This window comes from Mucilaginibacter hurinus (assembly GCF_003324525.1).
GTDB lineage: Bacteria > Bacteroidota > Bacteroidia > Sphingobacteriales > Sphingobacteriaceae > Mucilaginibacter > Mucilaginibacter hurinus.
Map to the genome: position 1 here is coordinate 1 of NZ_QGDC01000007.1, position 23,934 is coordinate 23,934.

Genomic DNA, 23,934 nt, shown 5'->3' on the forward strand with positions numbered 1-23,934 from the left:
ATATCTTGTTTACTATAATTGGGAAAGACCACATCAGGGCATTAATGGCAAAAAACCTATCGATATGGTCTCCCTAAACAACAAATAAAAACACCTAATTCTATTACCAAATTAATAAACCCTTACAATTGCGAGCAACTGAGCAATCTGTTTACATCCTGGCAGATATACTTAAACAGATTGCAACGTTACAACACGCAATGACGCGTAAAATATTTTAAACTCCTCTCCATCGTAAAGAGGCTGAGTGAAGCACTACTTCTTTTTCGCAGTCTTCGCCGGCGCTTTCCTGGCTTTTGGCTTAGTCTCTTCCGCAGATGTTTCTGCTACAGTTTCGCTAACTGGTTCCTCCGCAGATGCTTCAGCCGACTTAGGCTCTTCAGTAAACAATGGCAGGTCCTTTAACAGGTTATACCAGCTAACTACCTTTTTCATATCAGAGGCATAAACCTTTTCCTCGTCATGGTCTGGCGCTACTTCCCTGAAAAACACCCGCAAGGTGTTACCGTCAGCCTTAGGATCAGGGATGCTTTTGGCACTGTTCATGCGCTCAAAAATATCTTTCAACTTGATGTCTTCATCCTCGCCAAAAATGGTTATTTCGTCTAAAGCAGCCAATTTAGCAGTTGATAGGTTGGCTACAAGCTTGGTTTTATTATCATCAAGGCTTTCAAGGATAAAACCGGTTTTGTTCTGAGCCAAAGCTTTCCATAAGCCTGGTTTTCCTGAAACTGCAACTATTCCGTGTAAATTCATTTTTGTTTTAGAGATTAGTATTAACGGTCAGAGATTAGTGGTTAGAGAAATCAATCGCTGCGCAACTAATCTCTGATCACCAACGTCTTACCAGCTATCTATTCAATTACTTCTATGCCTAATATCTTATCGCCCTGGCGGATGTCATCAACTGCGTCAACATTTTCAACCACCTTGCCAAACACCGTGTGGTTACGGTCAAGGTGAGCGGTATTAGTACGGCTGTGGCATATAAAAAATTGCGAGCTGCCGGTGTTACGGCCTGCATGTGCCATTGAAAGTACACCGCGGTCATGGTATTGGTTGTCACCTTTTAATTCGCAATCAATATGGTAGCCTGCACCACCAGAACCAGCTTTATAAGCAGTTTCGGGGGATTTTGAGAACGGACAGCCTGCCTGAACAACAAAATTGGGTATAACACGGTGAAATGCTATGCCGTCATAAAAGCCCTCTTTGGCCAGTTTTTTAAAATTAGCTACTGTATTTGGGGCATCATTATCGTAAAATTCTACGGTCATGTCGCCTTTTTCTGTTTTGATGATCGCTTTGCTCATTTTTAGTTTTTGTAGGAATGCAAAGGTAGTAAAAAAGGAGAAAGCGAAAAGGTTAAAGGGTCGGAATATAAAGCGCCGGTATCAATATATAGTGGCTAGAGAAAAGAATGAGTATGGATATGGCATCGACCTTTACAGAAAATTTACGGCTTAAATATTCGTTATCTTTGGTAGTAAATAATAAAATGATAATAAAACGCCTTGCCCTGCAACTCGCTACAGCTTTTGCCTTTGTGCTTTTAGCTTTAAGCTCAAACGCTGCATCTATATTATTGCCCATGGACGATGAGCAAAAAGATCACCTGAAATCTTATGGCATAGCTTTTTGGTCGCTGCAAAAAGGGCTGGAAGTTGACTGGTTATTAAATTACCGCGGGGGCAGCTTCATGATGGCGTATAATAAAAACATCGAAGAGGAGTGTAAGATACGCGGCGTGAGCTACCAGGTGATAGCCGATGCTGCCGCCACCAATATACTGAAGGAAGTGAGCGATCCATCAGTAAATATGGACCTTGTAAAGTTGCAAAAGGCACCAAAAATGGCGGTGTACTCACCTAAAAGCAAGCTGCCTTGGGATGATGCCGTTACCATGGTGCTCAAGTATGCCGAGATACCCTACACGGTTTTGTATGATGAAGAAGTTATAAAGGGCGACTTGCCTAAATACGATTGGCTGCACCTGCACCATGAAGACTTTACCGGCCAGTTCAGTAAATTTTACGGCGCCTTTAGATACGCGCAATGGTACATTGATGATGTAAAAACCCAGCAGCTTACGGCCCAAAAGCTAGGGTTTACTAAAGTATCAAAAATGAAGCTGGCCGTTGTGCAAAATATACGTGCTTTTTGCGCCGGCGGCGGTTTTCTGTTTGCGATGTGCGCAGGTACCGATACATTTGACATAGCCCTGGCAGCCGCTAATACTGACATTTGCGAACCCATGTTTGATGGCGACCCTGCTGATAGGAACGCTCAAAGCAAGCTTGATTTCAGCCAGACATTTGCCTTTAAGAATTTTCAGCTTGATATGAACCCGATTTCGCACCAATTCAGTAATATCGATGTGAACCCTAATACACGCCAGGTTGAGCGCGAACGCGACTTTTTTACGTTGTTTGATTTTTCGGCTAAATATGATGTAGTGCCCAGCATGCTTACGCAGGATCATGACAAAGTGATAAAGGGCTTTATGGGGTTAACCACCGCTTTCAATAAAAATACCCTGAAATCCGGCATTACCGTAATGGGCGAAATGAAAACTGCCAATGAAGCGCGTTACATACACGGCGAGTACGGCAAAGGTCAATGGACGTTTTACGGCGGGCATGACCCTGAAGATTACCAGCATGCGGTGGGTGATCCACCTACAGACCTTAAACTGCATCCTAACTCGGCTGGTTACCGGCTGATACTTAACAATGTACTTTTTCCGGCTGCAAATAAAAAGAAACAGAAAACATAGTTTGGTTACGACTTCCGGCTTCAAGTAACCTGCAGTGCTTACCTTATTAGCGACCTGTGCAAAGCCAGAGAAATCACAAAGGCATTTAATTATCGGTAACAAATCAGCGATGAGTAATGTCAATAGCTGGCAATGTTTAATCAACTAAACTTTTTTCATTAATAGTTGTCATAACTAACAAACAACACAACATTGTTATGAAAAAGTTATTTTTATCTGCCGCTATCGCGCTTAGCATATTTGCCGTAAAAACAGCAAGCGCACAAGTTAGTTTAAATATTAATATCGGTTCGCAGCCTGTATGGGGCCCTGTGGGCTACGATTATGTAAACTATTATTACCTGCCCGATATTGACGCCTATTATGACGTACCGGCACGCCAGTATGTAGTTTACGAAAATAATGTTTGGGTGCACCGTGCAGCCTTGCCATCAAGGTACAGCAGTTACAATCCTTACCGCAGTTATAAGGTTGTGGTAAACGAGCGCACTCCGTGGAGGCAGCATACTGTTATCCGCAATAAATACGTATCATATAAAGGCCGCCCCAGCCAGGTAATAATCCGGGATAGCCGTGATGTTAAATATACTAAGTACCACGGGCCTAAAGCCAATGTTACAAGGGTTAAGGTGCATAGCAACAATGGCAACAAAAAATCTTTTACCAAAGTAAAAGTTAAGGGTAACGGAAAACATCATGGCAACGGTAAAGGCCGCGGTCGGGATTAAAGTTTAGTTACATAATACAGCAGCCCCGGTATGTTACCGGTGCTTTTTTTGTTGTTGGTCTGTAAAATAAGGGCTCGCTTTTTTTGGGAGGTGTATGGGGACAGTGAGTGATTTTAACTATCCGGGTTCAACCAGTAATATTTGATGAGTAAAAAGCGTATTATTGCCCGACCATGAAATACCTTTTTCGCAATCTTACCGTCCAGGTTATAATAGCTATCATTTTAGGGATAACCGTCGGATTTTACTTCCCGGGATTTGCCGAAACGGCGCAAATAATCAGCAAGACATTTATTAACCTGATAACTATGCTGATAGCGCCAATCATATTTTTCACCATTGTTTTGGGTATTGCCCACATGGGGGATATGAAAAAGGTGGGTCGTGTGGGCGGTAAAGCGTTGCTTTATTTCGAACTTGTTACCAGTTTTGCATTAGTTATTGGACTTATAGTAGCAAACCTGTTAAAACCCGGTGTTGGTATAGATGCGCAAAAAGGCATAGACGCCTCGAAGGTGGAGAGTTATCAAAAGGCGGCTGAGGAAATGCATTGGGGCGAGTTTTTTGCGCACATAGTACCATCAAATATCTTTGAATCCTTTGCCAAAGGCGATATATTGCAAATACTTTTTTTCGCTATATTTTTTGGTTACGGGTTAAGCCGCCTCGGCGAGCATGGTAAATCACTACTCACTACCTTTGATAAAATAAGCCAGGTGTTTTTCAACATCATGAAAGTAGTGATGAAACTGGCCCCGATAGGTGCCTTTGGCGGAATGGCTTTTACGGTAGGTAAATACGGCACAAACGCGCTGCTACCAATGGCAAAGCTGATGGGTTCGGTTTACCTGACGATGTTTCTGTTCATATTTGTTGTGCTCAATATTATTTGCCGCATTTACAAATTTAGCTTATGGCAATATCTTAAGTTCATCCGGCACGAGATATTATTGGTTTTGGGTACATCCTCGTCTGAATCTGCTTTGCCCAGCATGATGGAAAAGATGGTAAAATTTGGCTGCTCACGCTCGGTTGTCGGGCTGGTTATTCCCACTGGTTATTCCTTTAATTTAGACGGGACTACCATCTATCTGAGCATGGCGGTGATATTTTTGGCGCAGGTTTTTGATATACCTTTATCGATAGAGCAGGAACTCACCATCATTGGCATATTAATGCTGACTTCGAAGGGTGCTGCAGCAGTTACGGGCGGCGGCTTTATCGTGTTAACTTCAACATTGGCAGCCATCAAGATAATCCCGGTGGAAAGTGTGGCTATCCTGTTAGGTGTTGACCGTTTTATGTCAGAGGCCCGAGCCATTACCAACTTGATAGGCAACGGAGTAGCCACGATTGTGGTTGCTAAGAGTGAGGGAGAGTTTAACCCTCCGGGACCAGAAGGAACGGTAGAGTAATATAACTGTAACAATCTACCTGCTGTTCAAAGGGTTGTAATATCCAATATAGCCACCGGCTATGATTTGTGCATGTGGGCAGTCGCAAATCGACAGGATTTCAATAAACTTAAACATTCCCCTGAAGAAATAACATTCGGAATAAAAAAAGAGCCCGGATTTTTAGTAAACCGGGCTCCGTTTTACGCCTTTGCGCACAGATTATTTTTGGTACAACGGCGTTCTTTTGGCCAGGTAATCTAAAGTGATTTTATATGCATCCTGCGTAGGCCAGAAAGCCTGGTGGTTCTTACCGAAAATTTTAGCGCCGGTATCGTCAAAAATATTCATCAGTACTGTTGTGCTAAAGTTTTGTGACGTTGACGAGTACGCTGAACCCCAATCAGAGCTTTTAACGGTCGCTTTGTCTTTGTCTTCTTTTTTAATGGTGGCATTGGTGTTTCCGCCGCCTGATGTCGACGTACTTACCGAAGTAGGTGTTATGGTTACCACGCCTTGTACAAGGTATTGTACACCCAGCAGATTGCTAAGTTCAACCATAGTATACCCGCGTATGTTTTGCTCGTTTATGTTATGCTTAATCAGCACTGCGTTGGTCGTAATCGGATCAAGGAATTGCAGGTTGCCGGCTTTCTTAGTCATAGCGTTATAGCATTCCTGTTGTATTACGTAAGCTTTGTCATCCGAGCCGCGCTGGTCGTTCACTATTAAACCGAAAGGTAATATAGCTACCTTGCCTTTATTTTCGGGCTTCGCCGCGGGAATGTTGCCTTTTTGCGCAGGGGCGTTAACCACTTCTTCGCGGCCGCTGGCGAACACTATTTTTTGAACGTCAACCTTTTTAAAAGTGTAGTTTAATGTTTCGCCTTTGTAAACAAATTTAATGTCGTTATCACCCATATCCATCACCTTGCCGGTGTGTGTGGTGCCGTCGGTTTTGGTGATAACGTCGAATCCGCCGGGTTGTGCAAAAGCAGCACATGCCGAGATCAGCAGGACATAAATCAATAGTATTGTTCTTTTCATTGTTATACGGAAAATAGTTTAAATATTTGCCTGTAAATATACGTAAGTATCGTGTAAGTTTAAATAACCTAAGCACAGGCAATTTTTCTCAAGCCTTTGTATGGCAGAGCCGGTTAATTATAAAGACATATACGCTAAAAAAATATGTACCGCAACTACCAGCATCGATAAACAAAATGCAAAAAAAACGTCTCCTTTAATCTGCACGAACACGTTAGTTCACAAAATAATTTTAGCTTTGCCATTATTAATAAAAAAAGCAAATGAGTGTTCTTGTAAATAAAGATTCCAAAGTTATCGTTCAGGGTTTTACCGGTAATGAAGGTACTTACCATGCCGAGCAGATGATTGAGTACGGTACACAGGTTGTAGGGGGGGTTACCCCTGGCAAAGGCGGTCAGCAACACCTTGGCAAACCGGTGTTCAACACAGTTAAAGAGGCTGTTGATAAAACAGGCGCTGATGTGTCTATCATATTTGTTCCCCCGGCATTTGCAGCTGATGCGATAATGGAAGCTGCCGAAGGTGGTATTAAAGTTATTGTTTGCATTACCGAAGGTATCCCAACAAAGGATATGATACAGGTAAAAGAATATCTTAGTGACAAGGATGCCCGTTTAATAGGTCCTAACTGCCCAGGCATTATCACTGCTGATGAAGCGAAAATTGGTATTATGCCCGGCTTTATCTTCAAAAAAGGTAATGTAGGCGTGGTTTCAAAATCAGGTACACTAACTTATGAGGCTGTTGACCAGGTAGTAAAAGCGGGGTTAGGTATTACTACCGCAATCGGTATCGGCGGCGACCCTATAATAGGTACTACCACTAAACAGGCGGTTGAATTGTTAATGAATGACCCGGATACACATGGCATTATTATGATAGGCGAAATAGGTGGCGGAATGGAAGCCGAAGCTGCCCGCTGGATAAAAGAGCATGGTACCAAGCCTGTTGTTGGTTTCATAGCCGGACAAACTGCGCCTCCGGGACGCCGTATGGGTCACGCCGGAGCTATTGTTGGCGGTGCCGATGATACTGCAGCAGCTAAAATGAAGATTATGGCCGAGTGTGGTATTCGCGTTGTTGAATCGCCTGCCGAAATAGGCGCTGCGATGGCCGAAGAACTGGCAAAATAAAGCCTGTTTCCAGATAGATTATAAAAATCCTTGCAGTAACTGCAGGGATTTTTTGTTTAAACGCCTTTTTCTGATGGTGAGCCTGGCTATCTCAATCAGCAGAAACAACCGGTTGACTTACCTGTAATTTTTTCCAGTGCTCGCCTTTTTTATAAAGCATTTTACTCAATGGCAATCTCGACTTGATGTACTTGTTGTAATCTACCCCTAGTATCCGGTAGTCAACCGGTTTGTTATTAGCGATATAATTGTTGATTACTAAAGAGTATGGACGTGGCCCAGTCATCTGGTGCACATCATTCGGGTACTTATTTTGATTGATATTGTCCATCACATTACTGATCGTGTCGCGCAGGAAAGGGTGACCCGCTTCATAAATCATAGCCCACTGTACAAACAGTCCCGGGTTTCGCTCGTGCGATATTACGGCTTTATCATCATGCTGGATAAACTCATCTAACTTACCCAACACATAGGCGTCAATATCTAAATATATACCCCCTTTTTTGTACAAGATACAATACCGGAAAAAATCAGCTTTTGCAGCGCCGATATTTATCTTTTTATAAGTATGCAGTACGTCGGCGCCAAAGTCTTCAAGTAAAAATACTTCAATGCGCGCATCGTCATAAAATTCATACCTATAGTTTTGATTCCTCCACTTAAGCCATTTAATTGCCAGTCGGTTAAGCAGGGGCAACCTACTATGTTTAAAAGTTTGATAAATTACCTTTGGTATGGCCATTGTAAACAGCGGTGGTTAAGTTGCCGAATTCATTCGGCTGGTACATGTTTTGTTGTAAACACTGCAAATATACAGGTCAGCATTATGTAAACATAGGTGTGTTGGTAAAACCGGTAGCAATGTTATTTAGTATGTTTATAAAGTATATCACTAAACGATAATAATAAAAAATGCAATACAATAATTTAACCCCCGATGAAGAATGGGTGATACTGCACAAAGGCACCGAGCGCCCGTTTACGGGATCGTTATTAAACAACAAAGCGCACGGCGTGTACATCTGCAAACGCTGTGATGCACCGCTGTATAACTCTGAGGATAAGTTTGAAAGCCATTGTGGCTGGCCAAGTTTTGACGATGAAATACCCGGTGCTGTTCGTCGCGAAACTGATGCCGACGGCCGGCGGGTAGAGATATTATGTGCAAATTGCGGCGCCCACCTGGGGCACGTTTTTGAAGGGGAATATCTCACTCCAAAAAATACCCGTCATTGCGTCAATTCTATTTCTATGAAATTTGTACCCGCGCAACAGTAAACAGTTACACTTACTGTTTAACAGATAAGTGTGAATAATACATAATTAATATCCCTTAGTCGGGATATTTTTTTATTTTTAAGGGTTCATAACAGCCTTATCAATACATGAGTAACAATCTTTACTGCTGCAGCAAGCCCTTCCTGATAACTATCATAGCGGCAATGTTTGCAGGCTTTTACCACCAGGCTTATGCACAGAGCGGTTCACCACGGGGAATAAATTACGACGGTGACGCCTGGAGGGCAGACGGCACCGGCGGCAACAACTTGGGGTGGGGGGTAGCCCTTAATATCGGATATGATATACCGGCTCATAACCTAAAGGAAACTTTTAAAGCTACGCCAACTTACGGTGTAAGTATTCTGAAAACATTTAAAGCATTCACATTCAACCTGAGTGCCGGGTATCACGCTTACAACGCAAAAAAAGAAACCGTTGCCTATTTTCCTGAAGATCCTGCTTCTCCGGTTTACCTGCAAAAGCCATTAAAAGTATACGCTTTTTATGCAGGCGGCGCTTACAATATAAACTTAAGCGAAATGACATTTTATGCCGGGGCTAACATTGGTGCTTATTTTACCCGTTCAGTTTACCAGCAAATTGATGGTGTAGTGCGTACGACGGTTACCACCACTGAACAGAACGTTTACTTTGCTCCAAAACTTGGCCTTACATATCCAGTAACTGAAAAGGTAGGGTTAGGTGTAGAAGGTAAATATAACTTTTTTATTCCCCGTGGTCAGCCGGACCAGGGTGGACTTATAAGCTACAGCTCATACGCGGCCAATATTGTACTGTCATATAGTTTCTGATTATCAGTTGTATAATTGTTTACATTGTTAACAACATGTTGCAGTGTGAAAAACTAATCTTGGTACACTCGAAGGTTACCCACTATATTTGAATTATAAGTTCTTTGTATAACGCTATACCGGTTTTCGGTTTTATTGCCGAAATTAAAAGGGAACCATGTTAAAATCATGGGCTGACGTGCAACTGTGAATTATTTTATAGGGCAACTGCTTAAGCTGCTGCAAAAAAATATAAGCCAGACACCTGCCATTATAGCTTGTCAAAACTTTCACGAATAAGGTTTTGATAAAAGTCAGCTGCCATGCTTGTTGTCCCATCTCCGGGGCGGCTTGTCGTGTCTCCGCCTTTTGTCAGTGCCTAAAATTTACTTGACAAAAGCATATGAAACAGCAAGACGAACTATTACTGCGCGAAAACAAAGACCGCTTTGTTATCCTCCCCATTAATTATCCGCGCATTTGGGAAATGTACAAAAAACATGAAGCCAGCTTCTGGACCGCCGAAGAAATTGATCTTAGCGATGACATAAAGCACTGGGATAGCCTTAATCAGGGCGAAAAGCACTTCATATCGCACATCCTCGCTTTTTTTGCTGCCAGCGATGGCATCGTAAACGAAAACCTGGCAGTAAATTTCATGAGCGAAGTGCAGGTGCCTGAAGCACGTTGTTTTTACGGCTTCCAGATCATGATGGAGAATATCCACTCCGAAACCTATGCATTGCTTATTGATACCTACATCAAGAATCCTATCGAAAAGGACCGCCTTTTTCATGCCATCGAAACAGTTCCATGTGTGGGCAAGAAGGCCGATTGGGCGCTGAAATGGATAAACAACGGCACCTTTGCGCAACGGCTGGTAGCGTTTGCGGCGGTTGAAGGTATATTTTTTTCGGGCAGCTTTTGTTCGCTGTTCTGGTTAAAAAAGCGGGGACTGATGCCGGGGCTTACCTTTAGCAATGAACTTATATCGCGCGACGAAGGCATGCATTGTGAGTTTGCCTGTTTGTTATACAGCATGCTCAGCCAAAAGCTATCAAAAGCAGAGGTCACTCAAATAATTACCGACGCGGTGGAGATTGAGAAAGAGTTTATAAGTGAAGCGTTGCCGGTGAGTTTAATTGGTATGAACGCCGCGCTGATGAGCCAGTACATTGAGTTTGTAGCCGACCGCTGGCTTACCGAACTTGGGTATGATAAATTTTACAACGCCGGCAATCCGTTTGATTTTATGGAGATGATCAGCTTGCAGGGCAAAACCAATTTTTTTGAAAAACGGGTAGGTGATTACCAAAAAAGCGGCGTGTTAAATGCAGGTACCGATAGTAAGGCATTTTCATTGGATGAGGACTTTTGAGCTGGTGAGTAGTGAATAGTGAATGGTGATGTTGGGTGAGGAAATAATTAATAAGAAGTTAATCAATAAAATATTAAAACTATGTTTTTACAATTAGGGCATACAAAACTGGAGGTATACAGCATCGCGAAGCAAGTGGTAAAGGAGTGTTATCTCGTCACAAATACTTTCCCGGCTGACGAACGGTATGTTCTAACGCAGCAAATGAAACGGGCGGCTTTATCCGTGCAACTGAATATCGCCGAGGGTAGTTCAAGGAAATCAGACATCGAACGTAACAGATTATGAGATTGCACGCGGTTCACTAAATGAAGTTGACTCCGCATTAGATGCTGCAATGTTGCTGGGATATTGTTCGCATAGTGATCTTACTGTACTCGGTGGAACCATAGTACAGTGCTTTAAGTACCTCAGCGGACTAATAAATGCAAACAAGTAAAATATTGACCACTCAACACTAACAACTCACTAAAATGTACGTAATAAAAAGAGACGGCCGTAGAGAGACCGTAAAATTTGACAAGATAACAGCACGGATAGAGAAACTATGCTATGGTTTTAGTTTGGTTGATCCGATTGATGTAGCTAAAAAAGTAATAGAAGGGCTATATGATGGCGTGACTACATCGGAGTTGGATAACCTTGCAGCCGAAACAGCAGCGTCGTTAACCACAAAGCATCCTGATTATGCTTTGCTGGCATCGCGCATAGCAGTATCAAACCTGCATAAAAATACTGTTAAGTCGTTTTCAGAGACCATGCGGATGCTGTATGAGTATGAGGACGAAAAAACTGGAAAAAGCGCTTCCTTGATAGCGGAAGATGTATGGGAAGTGATAAAGGAAAGCGCAGAGTTGCTTGATAGTACCATTATTTATGACCGTGACTTTGGCTTTGATTATTTTGGATTTAAAACGCTGGAAAAATCATACCTGTTAAAAGTTGATGGCCGCATTGTGGAGCGTCCGCAGCATTTGTTTATGCGTGTATCAGTAGGGATACATAAGCATGATATTGACAGTGTAATAAGAACTTACAATCTGATGAGCGAGCGCTGGTTTACCCATGCCACGCCTACGCTGTTTAATGCGGGTACCCCAAAGCCGCAAATGTCATCGTGCTTTTTGCTTACCATGAAAGACGACAGCATTGACGGGATATACGATACGTTAAAGCAGACCGCCAAAATTTCGCAAAGTGCCGGCGGTATCGGGCTAAGTATCCACAATGTAAGGGCAACAGGCTCATATATCAGCGGCACCAATGGCACCAGCAACGGCATTATCCCTATGTTGCGTGTGTTTAATGATACTGCCAGGTATGTTGACCAGGGCGGCGGTAAGCGCAAGGGTGCGTTTGCCATTTACCTTGAGCCATGGCACGCTGATGTATTTGAGTTTTTAGACCTGCGGAAAAATCATGGTAAAGAGGAAATGCGTGCCCGCGACCTGTTTTACGCGCTCTGGATAAGCGACCTTTTTATGAAGCGGGTAGAGGCCAATGAAGATTGGAGCCTGTTTTGTCCGCATGAAGCACCTGGTTTGGCTGATTGCTTTGGAGCTGATTTTGAAAAGCTATATCAAAAATACGAAAGTGAGGGACGTGCACGCAAAGTTGTGAAGGCGCAGGAATTATGGTTTGCCATATTGGATGCCCAGGTAGAAACAGGTACTCCGTATTTATTATACAAAGATGCCGCTAACGCCAAATCAAACCAACAGAACCTCGGTACTATAAAAAGCTCAAATTTGTGCACCGAAATCATGGAATATACGGCTGCTGACGAGGTGGCTGTATGCAACCTGGCATCATTGGCCTTACCCCGCTATATTAACAATGGCGTTTTTGATCACCAAAAGCTGTATGAGGTAACTTACCAGGTAACCCTAAATCTAAACCGGATAATCGATAATAACTACTACCCCGTTGAAGAAGCCCGTAACTCAAACTTGCGGCACCGTCCTATTGGCTTAGGTGTGCAGGGGCTGGCGGACACGTTTATTCAGTTACGCCTACCGTTTGAAAGTGATGCGGCCAAACATCTTAACAAAGAGATATTCGAAACGATCTATTTTGCCGCCATGACGGCCTCCAAAGATCTCGCAGTTGTTGATGGTGCGTATGAAAGTTTTAAAGGTTCACCACTTTCGCAGGGCAAATTCCAGTTTGATTTATGGGGCGTTACCCCCAATAGCGGGCGCTGGGATTGGGAAAACCTGCGTCTGGATGTCATGAACCATGGCGTGCGTAACTCCTTGCTGGTAGCACCCATGCCTACGGCCTCTACCTCACAGATTTTAGGTAACAACGAATGTTTTGAGCCTTACACCTCCAATATCTATACGCGCAGGGTATTAAGCGGGGAATTCATCGTGGTTAACAAGTACCTGCTGCGCGATCTGGTTAACATTGGCTTATGGACCACTGCGATGAAAGATAAAATTATTACCGCCAACGGCTCGATACAGGAAATTGATGAAATCCCGCAGGATATTAAAGACCTGTATAAAACAGTTTGGGAAATCAAAATGCGAAACATCATTGATATGGCGGCGGACAGGGGCGCCTATGTTTGTCAGTCGCAATCGCTTAACCTGTTCATCAATGCGCCAAATGCGTCAAAGCTAACATCCATGCACTTTTATGCCTGGAAGAAAGGGCTTAAAACTGGCATGTACTATTTGCGTACGCAGGCAGCCTCGCAGGCGGTTAAATTTACAGTTGAAAATCAGGGGGGTAAAAATATGGAGCCGGTTATACCGGATCATGTTGATCAGATTGCTGATGAGATACCTGCCGGACCGACCTGTTCAATGGAACAGGGCTGTGTAACCTGTTCAGCGTAAAGCTAGCACGTCCTATCAACCACCACTTCATTAAAGCGGGGGAAAGCCGTCTCTGCACCATGCTGATTGAATTTAATCGGTATCAAAGAGATGGCTTCCCCTCGTTCTCAATGGCGAATGTGACACCGTGCCAGACCAGGTTATTTATTACCTTTATACCATGCCAAACACCCATTCAAAACACGAAGTAATACGCTGCGAACGTTGCAGCGCTCCTTTTGAATGTAAGGCAAACTCATTTACTAAGTGTCAATGCAGCACTGTGCAGCTTAGCCTTAACGAAACGCAGTATGTTAGCGAGCATTATGATGGCTGTTTATGCGCCAAATGCTTGCTTGAAGTACAGCTGGAGTATAAGGAAATGTTTGTAAGTCCGAAACTCCAAACGTTGGGAAGAATAGAAGATAACAATCTTTCGGACTTGCGGTCTTCCTCACTTTCCGACTAAATCCTTACCTTCGCTTTTGTAGATCAACTCACAATTGCAATGAAATTATTAGAAGGAAAAACCGCGCTTATCACCGGCGCATCAAAAGGTATAGGCCGTAAAATAGCGGAGAAATTTGCCGAACACGGCGCTAAAGTAGCATTCACATATTTGTCGTCTGTTGAAAAAGGTCAGGCGCTTGAGCAGGAATTGCAGGGTCATGGCACGCAGGTAAAAGGTTACCGCAGTGATGCGTCGAAGTTTGACGAAGCTGAAAAACTCATTAATAATATTGTTGCTGATTTTGGTACGCTAGATATTGTAGTGAACAATGCCGGCATCACCAAAGACGGCCTGCTGATGCGTATGACTGAAGAGCAATGGGACGAAGTGCTTGACGTAAACCTGAAATCTATTTTCAATGTAACCAAGGCCGCATCAAAAATAATGATGAAAAACCGCGCGGGCGTGTTCATTAACATGAGCTCGGTAGTAGGTGTGCAAGGTAATGCCGGTCAGTCAAACTATGCAGCCTCAAAGGCAGGTATCATAGGATTCTCAAAATCTGTAGCTAAAGAATTGGGTTCGCGTAATATCCGTACCAATGTGGTTGCACCCGGTTTTATCCGCACCGAAATGACAGATGTGCTTGATCCTAAAGTTGTTGAAGGCTGGGCCGCGTCAATACCTCTTAAACGCGCCGGCGAAACTGAGGACGTTGCTAATGCCTGCGTTTTCCTGGCCTCAGATATGGCCGCGTATATTACCGGGCAGGTTATACCGGTTGATGGGGGGATGTTGTAAACGGAAGCCATAAAAATCGTCCTTCTGAGCGGTAGCGAAGAATCTATTTGATAATTGGGCGGAGCAATACGGGATCGATAAAATAAAAAACAGCATATTTGGGTTTACCTGGTATGCTGTTTTTGTTTAATATAACATGGGGTTCTGTTTCGGCGTGGTGGCTGCCGGCTTGCGTTGTTGCCGCACTGCTGTACGGGTGGGTAATGTACCGTCAGCCCATTAATTTAAGTAAAAATTTCAGGTACGCGTTGTTCGTCTTAAGAGCAGTAGCTGTGTTCATTATAACATTGCTGCTGTTGTCGCCGTTAGTAAAGTCAGTACGTTATAAGCCGGAGAAACCGCTGGTGTTGGTGTTGCAGGATAATTCAAGGTCTGTAAGCCTCACCCCAAACCTCCCGCCACAGGATGTACTAAAAAGCTTTGTTAATTCTCTTAAAAAGCTGAAAGCTGATCTGGGTGAGGAATACGAAGTTCGGGAGTTTCACTTTGACAGCGGATTGAGAGATGGCCTGTTGGATAAATTTGATGGCCGTAAAACCGATATTTCTGCTGCTTTAAAACAGCTTAACGAGCGCTTTGCCAATCGTAATATCGGCGCTGTTGTTTTGGCTACCGATGGCCTGTATAACCGGGGCGCCGATCCGCAATATGAGGCACGAGATATTAAATCACCTTTTTATACCGTTGCCCTGGGTGATACTACACCCCGCCGTGATTTGCTTATTGCAAACGTTAACTACAATAAAACCGCCTTCCTGGGGAACGACTTTATGGTGGAGATACTCGCCGAGGCATATCAAAGCAATGGTGAGCGCATGCGGGTAAACCTGGCCGAGGATGGCCGACAGGTGCACACGCAAACCATAGCCATTACCGATAACAATTTCAGGAAGCTATTGCCTGTAAGGCTGACGGCCGGTAAAAAAGGGCTGCGCAAGTTTACCATAAGCATATCGCCGGTAGCTAATGAATTAACAACCGCTAACAATAGCGAAACAATCTATGTGGAGGTGTTAGACGCCCGCCAAAAAACGCTGCTGGTTTATGAGCATGTTCACCCTGATATTGGCGTGTTACGGAGCGCGATACAGAGCAACCGCAATTACGAGGTAAAAACCGTTACCGTAAATGATGTAAGTACACTTAAACTTGGCGATTACGGCTTAATTATATTGTACCAAACCAGCGGTAATAGTTCTGCAACGCTCAAAAAATTTCTTAATAGTGCCAGGGTGCCGGTATGGTATACCGTTGGCGCGCAAACTGATTTAGGCGCTTTTAACAGTGTACAAAAAGTTTCGGCTGTTAGCAGCAGTACCGGTAATGTGCAGGAAGTATTTGCTTTGCCGGCGGCAGACTTCCCTGCGTTTACGTTGTCTGATTCTACACGTGACAAGCTTACAAAAATGCCTCCCTTGCAGGCACCATTTGGTACATACAGCACAGGTGCCTCAACATCTATTTTGCTGAAACAAAAAATAGGCAGCGTACCTACATCCTACCCACTGCTGGCGTTTAATGATAGTGATAAAAGGCGGATGGCGGTACTTATGGGCGAGGGGTTGTGGCGATGGCAACTGGCGGAATTTAATACTTACGGCAGTCACACCGCAATTAATGAGTTGATGGGCCAAACCGTGCAATATTTAACAGCCAACGCCGGCAAGGAGCAATTCAGGGTTTACACAAACAGGGCGGTTTTTGACGAGGGCGAAAATGTAGTGCTTAATGCTGAGTTGTATAACGACGCATTGCAACAGGTAAACACGCCGGATATTAAATTGGAATTGCAGAGCCAGGCTGGCAAGCGGTACAACTACCTGTTTACTCGTACCAACCGGGCCTACACACTTGAGGCAGCCGCTTTGCCCGTAGGTGAGTACACTTATAAGGCAGCTACAAAACTTGGCCAAAAGGTATTTACTGCCACCGGCATATTTACTGTGAAGCCACTGAACATGGAAGAACGGCAAACTGCAGCAAACCACGGCTTGCTGCGCGATATAGCTCGGCAAAGCGGAGGAGCTATGCTATTGCCGGTCGAGGTGAGCAAGCTGGCGGACCTTATTCGTAAAAACGACAATATTAAAACCGTGGTTTATGAAGATAAGCGGTATAGCGATTTGGTGGATATTAAATGGGTGTTCGGGATGATCCTTATACTGTTAAGTGCCGAGTGGTTTTTGAGAAAAAGAGAAGGCGAGGTGTAGTAAGTATAGGATGTTAAAATGCTAGCAATAAAAGCTGTTGGAATGTAAGATGTTGTTATGAATGAGAAACTAAAGAACATTTAAAAAAAATAGCGATGAGTTTAACCCCATCGCTATTGATGCAATTTGCAGGTGTATTATCCTACAAAGCTCTCTAATATTTTAAATCCACTCTCACTAACCAATTCCACATCGTTCACACTGTTAGGCACCAGGATGCTTTCGCCTTGTTTTACGGCTAATTCGCCACCGTTGTACTTAAGTGTATAAGCGCCTTCAACACAAACGTGTATTACAAACGAATCAATGCTGCTATAATCCCGGACGGTATTTTCAGTATAATCAAGCACATTAGTGGTGAAGTATTGGCAGGTTACCGCCTCAACCGCTTCATTTTTTGTATGCGGATAGTTGGTTTTATATTCAGGATAAAACTTATAGTCAATAGCTGCCAAAGCCTCTTCAGTATGCAGTTCGCGTTTATTGCCTTTGTCGTCTACGCGGTCAAAATCATAAATTCTATAAGTAATATCTGAAGTTTGCTGTATTTCGGCAATCAGTAAACCAGCGCCAATAGTATGCACTCGTCCTGCAGGTAGAAAGAAAATATCGCCCGATTTAACATCTTCACGATTCAGGATATCTGTTAAGTTGCCGCTATTAAATTTTTCAAGATATATTTCCTCACTTACTTCCTGGTTAAAGCCTGTAATTAATGACGAGCCTTCATCAGCCTGTATAATATACCACATTTCGGTTTTACCAAATGAGTTATGGCGTTCTTTGGCCAGTTTGTCATCCGGATGTACCTGTATAGAAAGATCTTCGTTTGCGTCAATAAATTTTACCAATAACGGAAAGGTATCGCCAAAGCGGCTGTATACTTTTTCACCAACCAATTCACCTTTGAATTCACCAATAAGGGAGGGTAATGATTTACCCTGCAGCTCACCGTTTGCTACTACCGATACATCCGACGGTACACCTGATATTTCCCAGGTTTCGCCGCAGTTAGGCAAATCGCCAAAGTCTTTATTTAAATAGGTCTTGATTTTCTGACCACCCCAGATTTTGTCTTTATAAATGGTCTTGAATTTCAGAGGATATAATGTTGACATAATGGTTGTTAAATTTTGCGCAAATGTATCAGTAATTATTGAAACAGGAAAATGCTGAATTGTTTTAGATAGCGGTAACGCCTGGCAGCTATTTAATTAAACTTCTGATCCATTTTACGCAACCTTCAGCGTCAACTACCGACCACGAATGCGGGTGACGGGTACCATCTACCCTAAACCCTTTGCCTATGGCAGGAATAAATTCTGCCTGCTTGTTGCCTTTTTTTGTAAGGAAGTTTATCATTGATGACAGATTTGCGGCGTTCATGTGGTAATAATCACGCCCTTTGTACTTTAGTTGCCAAAGTATATCCGGATCGCAGTAAAGTCTTACAGGCAACTGCAGTAAATGTTTCGCATTTCCGCCATCCGTTTGGTTGCGTGAAAATTGTGATCCCCCGATGTAATTTTGCGGATGCTCAATAGGTGAACCCCCGTATTGCTTGTGGAATTCTTCAATAAGAAAATAGCACTCGTTCAAAGCAGCTTTTTTACTTTCACTCAGCGCGCTGCCTTCTTTTTCATATTCTATTATTTGCTCTTTGGCGTTGTTATACAAATCAGCCATATCTACGGGCGGGTCTATACCGATTACCGCCAATGGTTTCAAATAAGTATTATACGTGCTATCGCGCGACATTTCGGTGTACCGGAGTGCATTACAACCACCCAGGGAAAGTCCGCTAAGTATAAACTTATTTTTAGGTAGTTTATGCTTTTCTACGAGACGGTTGAAAACCGTTTCAAGGAAATCAATGGTTTGCTTGTCACTCTCCAGGCTTTTATTGAAGTTGACGCTCAATACAGCGGTGGCGATATTGTTGTTATAAGCTAGTTGCATCAGCTTTTTGTTGCAACTGATCACATTCTCGGCAGTTTCGCCTGTTGACGGAAGCAATATAATTGCTCCCTTCGCAAGTCGTGGTTTTAAAAGGTAATAAAACAATCCGGTACTATTATCATCATTTCCGTAAATGCCGGTGCTATCAATCAATGCAACGTCCTCTTTCTTCAGCAGTTTCAGATACGGTGCATCCAGGTTTAAGAAGTTGCCATTTGAAAAATTTCCAACGGTTTTTCCGCCGTTGTTAAAATATGCCGCGCCTAAACCGTTTAGTGCACCGTTAACAAAATTACCTTTAAAGATTGCATAGCCATAAATAATAAGTTTGCCGGCGCCGTTTATTTTACCTGCCCTTACATTGCCCCTATATACGGCTATTTTTTTATTGTTTTGATGCCAGGTTATGCTACCATTGCCGTTTGCATAACCGTTAAGGCAAGGGCCCGCCCAGTTCATCGTTTCATTTTCAGAAAAATTATCAGTCCACAATTTACAGCCCGTACGCACATCGTTAGTGTACTTGCCGTTTTGTGCAACAGAATAAGAAGATATGCTCAGAGATAAACAAAGGATAAGGGTTTTGATCATATGATGGTTTTTGAACAGTAAAATTACTCAATCGCCATCACGTTAAATGTTAAAAAGTCTTAAATCAAAATAGCTCAAAAAAAAAGCCTTTGCCGTTGGGCAAAGGCTTCAAACATTTTAAAATATAATTACTTACCCAATTTCGCTTTCAAATTCTCATCAATCGCAGCTAAAAACTCCTCGGTGTACAGGTAGTCAGTACCATGCTCAACTTTGGGTTTAATGGTAATAGCCAAATCTTTGGTCATTTTACCGCTTTCAACGGTTTCAATACATACTTGCTCCAGAGTTTTGCAAAAATCAATCAGCTCCTGGTTATTATCTAGTATACCACGGAACTCCAAACCGCGTGTCCATGCGAAGATAGACGCGATAGGGTTGGTTGAAGTAGGGTTGCCCTTTTGATGCTCGCGGTAGTGACGGGTTACCGTACCGTGTGCAGCCTCTGCTTCCATAACGGTGCCGTCCGGCGTAACCAAAGTACTGGTCATCAAACCTAACGAACCGAAGCCTTGCGCTACGGTGTCTGATTGCACGTCGCCATCATAGTTTTTACAAGCCCAAACAAAGTTGCCGTTCCATTTAAGGGCTGATGCAACCATGTCGTCAATTAAGCGGTGCTCATAAGTGATACCTGCTTCAGCAAATTTTGCTTTATAATCGTTTTGATATATTTCTTCAAAGATGTCTTTAAAACGGCCGTCGTATTTTTTTAGGATGGTGTTTTTTGTAGACAGGTATAAAGGCCAGCCTTTCATAAGCGCCTGGTTAAAGCAAGCGTGCGCAAAGCCTTTTATTGATTCGTCGGTATTGTACATGGTTAATGCTACACCGTCGCCTTTAAAGTTAAATACTTCAAAAGACTGTTCGGCGCCGCCATCTTCGGGAGTGAAAGTTACGGTAAGCTTGCCTTTGCCTTTCGTAACAAAATCTGTAGCGCGGTATTGGTCGCCGAAGGCGTGACGGCCGATGCAGATAGGCGCGGTCCAGTTAGGTACCAAACGCGGTACGTTTGACATTACAATAGGCTCACGGAAAACAGTGCCATCAAGTATATTACGAATGGTGCCGTTTGGCGACTTCCACATTTGCTTCAGCCCAAATTCTTTAACGCGTTCTTCGTCGGGCGTAATAGTAGCGCATTTAATCCCCACGCCGTATTGCTTAATGGCGTTGGCAGCGTCAATAGTTACCTGGTCGTTCGTTTCATCGCGGTACTCAATACCAAGGTCATAGTACTTAATATCAAGGTCAAGATATTGTAGTATCAGTTTGTCCTTAATAAACTTCCAGATAATGCGGGTCATTTCATCGCCGTCCAGTTCTACTACCGGATTAGCTACTTTTATTTTCGACATAAGTTCCTGTTATTGTAATTTTTAATGGTCGCAAATATATAAAATTGAGCTTATGATGTTTAAATAAATCCAATTTTCATTTATAATTCGTCTAAAGGTTTAATGATGATTCTATCCATTATCCAACGTAATGTGTCTGGTCAGCTACTGCACTTTATGATGCACGAAAATCTGGACGGTTTTTAGAGTTCGCACGGCGGCAGATATATCACGTAAACGGTAATTCCCCTTGAGCTTTAGAGTTGCGCACTTACCCGGCAAACAATAAAAAGCGCATTCCTGAATATCTTATGAAAAAGGTAAAAAGCAACGTTTTTTGGCAGGGTTTTTTCTATATCCTCATTATAAAATTAAAACCTATGAACGATTTACAAAAATATCCGGGCTCTGATGATGAGAGTGTGGACAACGACAATGATTTTTTAAACGAGGAACAGGACATTGTGCCCGATAAGGAAGACCTGAAATATAGCGAAGAGGATGATAGTTTTGAGCTTGATGTAGAGAGTGAAGACCCTGATTATGATCATCCTGATCCATACAATACTTCGGTAAAAAATGGGGCAGATTTTGATTCAAGTTACGATGAAGCCAATCCTTATGCTGTGGATGAGTATATCCCGAATGAAAACCTGGAGACAGACGTTGACCAGTTGGCTATGCATATTGATAGTGGGCAGATAGTAGAGGTTGATCCTGCAGACGAGTTGATTTCACGCACACCGGAAGACGACAGGGACGACCTGGATGAAGAGGGTTATCCGAAAAATGATTTGGCATAGTAAGTAAGAGACTTCAGTGCTTAAGCGATAGCGGTGCCACCTTTAATATAAAAAGACTTTATAAAGAGAGTGCGCCGCTATCGCTCAATCCAGCTCCAGGTTTAGCTTATTTCTCAGTTCGATAATGCCGGGATTTTTTGCCGCCATATGCTGAAAAATCTCTTTGGCACCGTAAGGCTTACGGCTGCTTACTACTTCGTCTATTCGCGTAGTAATCTCCAGGTCGAAGTTTTTAAGGCTGGTGCGCAGAAAGTTCATCAGCGTTGGCTTTTCCTCCCTAAAGGCTGCTTCCTGTACTTTGTTCTCTACAACGATTTCGTATTGTACAGGATTAATCATCACCGGTTTATTGGCAAAAATGGTTATTAGCGTCGGCTTTCGTTCCTCCTTTACCTTAACCGCATGGATATTCCAGTAATGCAGCAACGCTTCATTGCTAAACGCCTCCTTGTCGGTCCCTTTTAAATAAGGGTCTTCCTCTTCCAAAGCGATATCCTCTATGGCTCCCATATTACTGAGCGATGGGATTTTTACTGACGTAGATGGCGAATGGAGGTTAGGGATAAATACCTTTGGCTTTTCAACCGCGGCCGGGGCATTACTAACCGTTGTTTTTACAGGCTCGGGCGTTGGGGGGTTGGGCGTATAGGTTAAAGGAGTGTCGTCAACCACGGCAACATCGCTAACGATGCCTGGCGAAATTGCTACCGGTGCGGGGCGGGCCGTTACCGGGGTATCAGGTTTTTTTTTTTGCTCCTGGGCTGGGAGCGGGGTGGCTGGTGCGCTAGCGGCATTAAAAACAGCACCTAAATGACACATTTTTAATAAAGCCAGTTCAACTTGCAACCGCTGGTTTTTGCTTAGTTTGTAATTAAGCTCGCACTGGTTAGCAATATTTAGTGCCGACAACAAAAAGGAAACTGACGCGGCTTGCGATTGCTGCAGATATTTAGCCCTAATGCCTTCGCTTACTTCTAATAGTTTTAAAGTAGCCTGATCTTTGCCGACAAGGAGGTTGCGGAAGTGCTCACATAACCCGGTAATAAAGTGTGCACCGTCAAAACCCTTGGCCAGTATCTCATCAAATAATAAAAGCGTTTTCGCGCTGTTTTCCTGCAGCAGGCTATCGGTTAAATTAAAATAGTAATCGTAATCAAGTATGTTAAGATTTTGTATTACCGAATTATAAGTGACCTTACTCCCAGAAAAACTTACTATCTGGTCAAACATGGACAACGCGTCGCGCAAGCCGCCATCTGCCTTTTGGGCAATGATGTGCAAGCCATCGTTTTCGTAAGTTACATTTTCTTTAACAGCTATTGAAGCCAGGTGAGCGGCCATGTCCTCAACCCGGATACGATTAAAGTCAAATATCTGGCAACGCGACAGTATGGTAGGTAATATTTTATGTTTTTCGGTAGTAGCTAATATAAATATGGCATAATTAGGAGGTTCTTCGAGGGTTTTCAGAAACGCGTTAAAAGCTGCCTGCGACAGCATATGCACCTCATCAATAATATACACCTTGTATTTTACACCTTGTGGCGGTATGCGTACCTGCTCAATGAGGCTGCGGATATCATCAACAGAATTGTTTGAGGCCGCATCGAGCTCGTGGATATTAAAGGAGTTACCGTTAAGGAATGATTTGCATGAATCGCAGGTGCCGCAGGCTTCGCCGTTGGGCTGCAAATTTTGGCAGTTTATGGTCTTTGCCAGGATACGTGCACATGTGGTTTTACCAACACCGCGCGGTCCGCAAAATAAAAACGCCTGCGCCAACTGGTTATTTTTAATGGCGTTTTTAAGCGTGTTGGTTATATGTTGCTGACCAACAACCGTATCAAAAGTAGCCGGGCGATATTTGCGTGCCGAAACAATAAAATTATCCACAGGCATAAAGATAGCAAGAACATCGGGAATGTTAAAGGGGTGTGTATAAATAGTAACAGTGACCGTAGCACCAGTTCACTGTTTATAGCTTTACTTCAACCTTTCCAATACGCCCCTGCGCTTCACAATATTCTTATAATCCCATTGAATTTCCCGCGCTTTTTCTAGCCATCTTTTCAACCGTACTACATCTATCTGACCGGCGTGGGTATAGCGTACTTCGGCGGCTTTGAACTTGCCTTCTTTTTGTAAATCTGGCTCGTTAAACGATTGGCCGCTCCAAAACAGGAGCCGCACACTGTCTTTTAATTTACTGTATCCTGTTACAGGATTGCCATCTAAAAACCAAACAGGGTGGGCATGCCATATTTTTGACTCGGCGTCCGGTAAATGAACCTCAATTTCGGTTTTTAGTAACTCAGCTATTTCGCGGTCGGCGGGAGTCAGCGATTGGTTGTATGCGGTAATTGTTTCTGCTGCCATTAAAAGCCGAAGTTAAATGAGCGTCGCCTAATAACCAAATAAAGAGG

General features: G+C 43.3%; 22 protein-coding genes and 1 riboswitch. Of the genes, 13 read left to right on the forward strand and 9 right to left on the reverse strand.

The annotated features are described in order from the left end of the window. Window positions 1–255 precede the first annotated feature (255 nt). Entirely contained in the window at window positions 256–756 is a 501-nt protein-coding gene (locus DJ568_RS12770) for a DUF5606 family protein (protein ID WP_114005682.1), read from the reverse strand. A 98-nt stretch (window positions 757–854) separates the two neighbouring features. Next, complete coding sequence (locus tag DJ568_RS12775; protein ID WP_114005683.1) at window positions 855–1,313, reverse strand: peptidylprolyl isomerase; 459 nt, start codon at window positions 1,311–1,313, stop codon at window positions 855–857. Window positions 1,314–1,591: 278 nt separating this feature from the next. Here DJ568_RS12775 and DJ568_RS12785 point away from each other — a divergent pair, with 278 nt between their 5' ends. The 3 genes from DJ568_RS12785 (at window position 1,592) to dctA (ending at window position 4,919) form a co-directional block, all read left to right on the forward strand. Continuing rightward, window positions 1,592–2,776 (forward strand): asparagine synthetase B, encoded by a 1,185-nt coding sequence (locus tag DJ568_RS12785; RefSeq protein WP_114005685.1) that lies wholly within the window; start codon window positions 1,592–1,594, stop codon window positions 2,774–2,776. Window positions 2,777–2,973: 197 nt separating this feature from the next. Beyond that, window positions 2,974–3,504 (forward strand): hypothetical protein, encoded by a 531-nt coding sequence (locus DJ568_RS12790; protein ID WP_114005686.1) that lies wholly within the window; start codon window positions 2,974–2,976, stop codon window positions 3,502–3,504. A 173-nt stretch (window positions 3,505–3,677) separates the two neighbouring features. Continuing rightward, window positions 3,678–4,919: a C4-dicarboxylate transporter DctA gene (gene dctA, locus DJ568_RS12795; RefSeq protein ID WP_114005687.1), complete on the forward strand. Its 1,242-nt coding sequence runs from the start codon at window positions 3,678–3,680 to the stop codon at window positions 4,917–4,919. Between the two features lie 201 nt (window positions 4,920–5,120). On the opposite strand, the gene DJ568_RS12800 is transcribed toward dctA, so the two are convergent. Next, a complete protein-coding gene (locus tag DJ568_RS12800; protein ID WP_114005688.1) occupies window positions 5,121–5,945 on the reverse strand; it encodes a hypothetical protein in 825 nt (274 codons plus the stop codon). Window positions 5,946–6,208: 263 nt separating this feature from the next. On the opposite strand from DJ568_RS12800, the gene sucD reads away from it, so the two are divergent. Continuing rightward, entirely contained in the window at window positions 6,209–7,081 is an 873-nt protein-coding gene (gene sucD, locus DJ568_RS12805) for a succinate--CoA ligase subunit alpha (RefSeq protein WP_114005689.1), read from the forward strand. Window positions 7,082–7,172: 91 nt separating this feature from the next. On the opposite strand, the gene DJ568_RS12810 is transcribed toward sucD, so the two are convergent. After that, complete coding sequence (locus tag DJ568_RS12810; protein ID WP_114005690.1) at window positions 7,173–7,826, reverse strand: glycosyltransferase family 32 protein; 654 nt, start codon at window positions 7,824–7,826, stop codon at window positions 7,173–7,175. Window positions 7,827–7,996: 170 nt separating this feature from the next. On the opposite strand from DJ568_RS12810, the gene DJ568_RS12815 reads away from it, so the two are divergent. The 8 genes from DJ568_RS12815 to DJ568_RS12850 all read left to right on the forward strand — a co-directional run bounded on the left by DJ568_RS12815 (window position 7,997) and on the right by DJ568_RS12850 (window position 16,821). Further along, entirely contained in the window at window positions 7,997–8,362 is a 366-nt protein-coding gene (locus tag DJ568_RS12815; RefSeq protein ID WP_114005691.1) for a methionine-R-sulfoxide reductase, read from the forward strand. A 107-nt stretch (window positions 8,363–8,469) separates the two neighbouring features. Further along, complete coding sequence (locus DJ568_RS12820) at window positions 8,470–9,177, forward strand: hypothetical protein (protein WP_114005692.1); 708 nt, start codon at window positions 8,470–8,472, stop codon at window positions 9,175–9,177. Window positions 9,178–9,280: 103 nt separating this feature from the next. Continuing rightward, a riboswitch (cobalamin riboswitch) is annotated at window positions 9,281–9,443 on the forward strand. A gap of 116 nt (window positions 9,444–9,559) precedes the next feature. Then, entirely contained in the window at window positions 9,560–10,534 is a 975-nt protein-coding gene (locus DJ568_RS12825; RefSeq protein ID WP_114005693.1) for a ribonucleoside-diphosphate reductase small subunit, read from the forward strand. Between the two features lie 81 nt (window positions 10,535–10,615). Then, the gene (locus DJ568_RS12830) at window positions 10,616–10,822 is read left to right on the forward strand and encodes a four helix bundle protein (protein WP_114005694.1); all 207 of its coding nucleotides are present in this window, start codon (window positions 10,616–10,618) and stop codon (window positions 10,820–10,822) included. 185 nt (window positions 10,823–11,007) lie between these two features. Next, window positions 11,008–13,380 carry a ribonucleoside-diphosphate reductase subunit alpha gene (locus DJ568_RS12835; protein WP_114005695.1) on the forward strand — a complete coding sequence of 791 codons (2,373 nt, stop codon included), beginning with the start codon at window positions 11,008–11,010 and terminating at the stop codon, window positions 13,378–13,380. A gap of 160 nt (window positions 13,381–13,540) precedes the next feature. After that, entirely contained in the window at window positions 13,541–13,828 is a 288-nt protein-coding gene (locus tag DJ568_RS12840; RefSeq protein WP_114005696.1) for a cysteine-rich CWC family protein, read from the forward strand. Between the two features lie 39 nt (window positions 13,829–13,867). Next, a complete protein-coding gene (gene fabG, locus DJ568_RS12845) occupies window positions 13,868–14,611 on the forward strand; it encodes a 3-oxoacyl-[acyl-carrier-protein] reductase (RefSeq protein ID WP_114005697.1) in 744 nt (247 codons plus the stop codon). A gap of 98 nt (window positions 14,612–14,709) precedes the next feature. Then, window positions 14,710–16,821 carry a vWA domain-containing protein gene (locus DJ568_RS12850; protein WP_147238757.1) on the forward strand — a complete coding sequence of 704 codons (2,112 nt, stop codon included), beginning with the start codon at window positions 14,710–14,712 and terminating at the stop codon, window positions 16,819–16,821. A 137-nt stretch (window positions 16,822–16,958) separates the two neighbouring features. Here the strand turns inward: DJ568_RS12850 and DJ568_RS12855 are convergent, their stop codons facing one another. The 3 genes from DJ568_RS12855 to DJ568_RS12865 all read right to left on the reverse strand — a co-directional run bounded on the left by DJ568_RS12855 (window position 16,959) and on the right by DJ568_RS12865 (window position 20,729). Next, a complete protein-coding gene (locus tag DJ568_RS12855) occupies window positions 16,959–17,939 on the reverse strand; it encodes a type I phosphomannose isomerase catalytic subunit (RefSeq protein ID WP_114005699.1) in 981 nt (326 codons plus the stop codon). A gap of 88 nt (window positions 17,940–18,027) precedes the next feature. Continuing rightward, window positions 18,028–19,371, reverse strand: coding sequence for an MORN repeat-containing protein (locus tag DJ568_RS12860; protein WP_114005700.1), 1,344 nt, complete (start codon window positions 19,369–19,371; stop codon window positions 18,028–18,030). Window positions 19,372–19,499: 128 nt separating this feature from the next. Next, window positions 19,500–20,729, reverse strand: coding sequence for an NADP-dependent isocitrate dehydrogenase (locus DJ568_RS12865; protein ID WP_114005701.1), 1,230 nt, complete (start codon window positions 20,727–20,729; stop codon window positions 19,500–19,502). 359 nt (window positions 20,730–21,088) lie between these two features. Here DJ568_RS12865 and DJ568_RS12870 point away from each other — a divergent pair, with 359 nt between their 5' ends. Next, complete coding sequence (locus DJ568_RS12870) at window positions 21,089–21,511, forward strand: hypothetical protein (RefSeq protein WP_114005900.1); 423 nt, start codon at window positions 21,089–21,091, stop codon at window positions 21,509–21,511. An 84-nt stretch (window positions 21,512–21,595) separates the two neighbouring features. Here the strand turns inward: DJ568_RS12870 and DJ568_RS12875 are convergent, their stop codons facing one another. Together DJ568_RS12875 and DJ568_RS12880 are read right to left on the reverse strand one after the other, a co-directional pair. Then, window positions 21,596–23,404, reverse strand: a complete 1,809-nt coding sequence (locus DJ568_RS12875; RefSeq protein WP_114005901.1) for a DNA polymerase III subunit gamma/tau — start codon at window positions 23,402–23,404, stop codon at window positions 21,596–21,598. A gap of 90 nt (window positions 23,405–23,494) precedes the next feature. After that, a complete protein-coding gene (locus DJ568_RS12880; protein ID WP_114005702.1) occupies window positions 23,495–23,887 on the reverse strand; it encodes a DUF1801 domain-containing protein in 393 nt (130 codons plus the stop codon). Window positions 23,888–23,934: the final 47 nt, after the last annotated feature.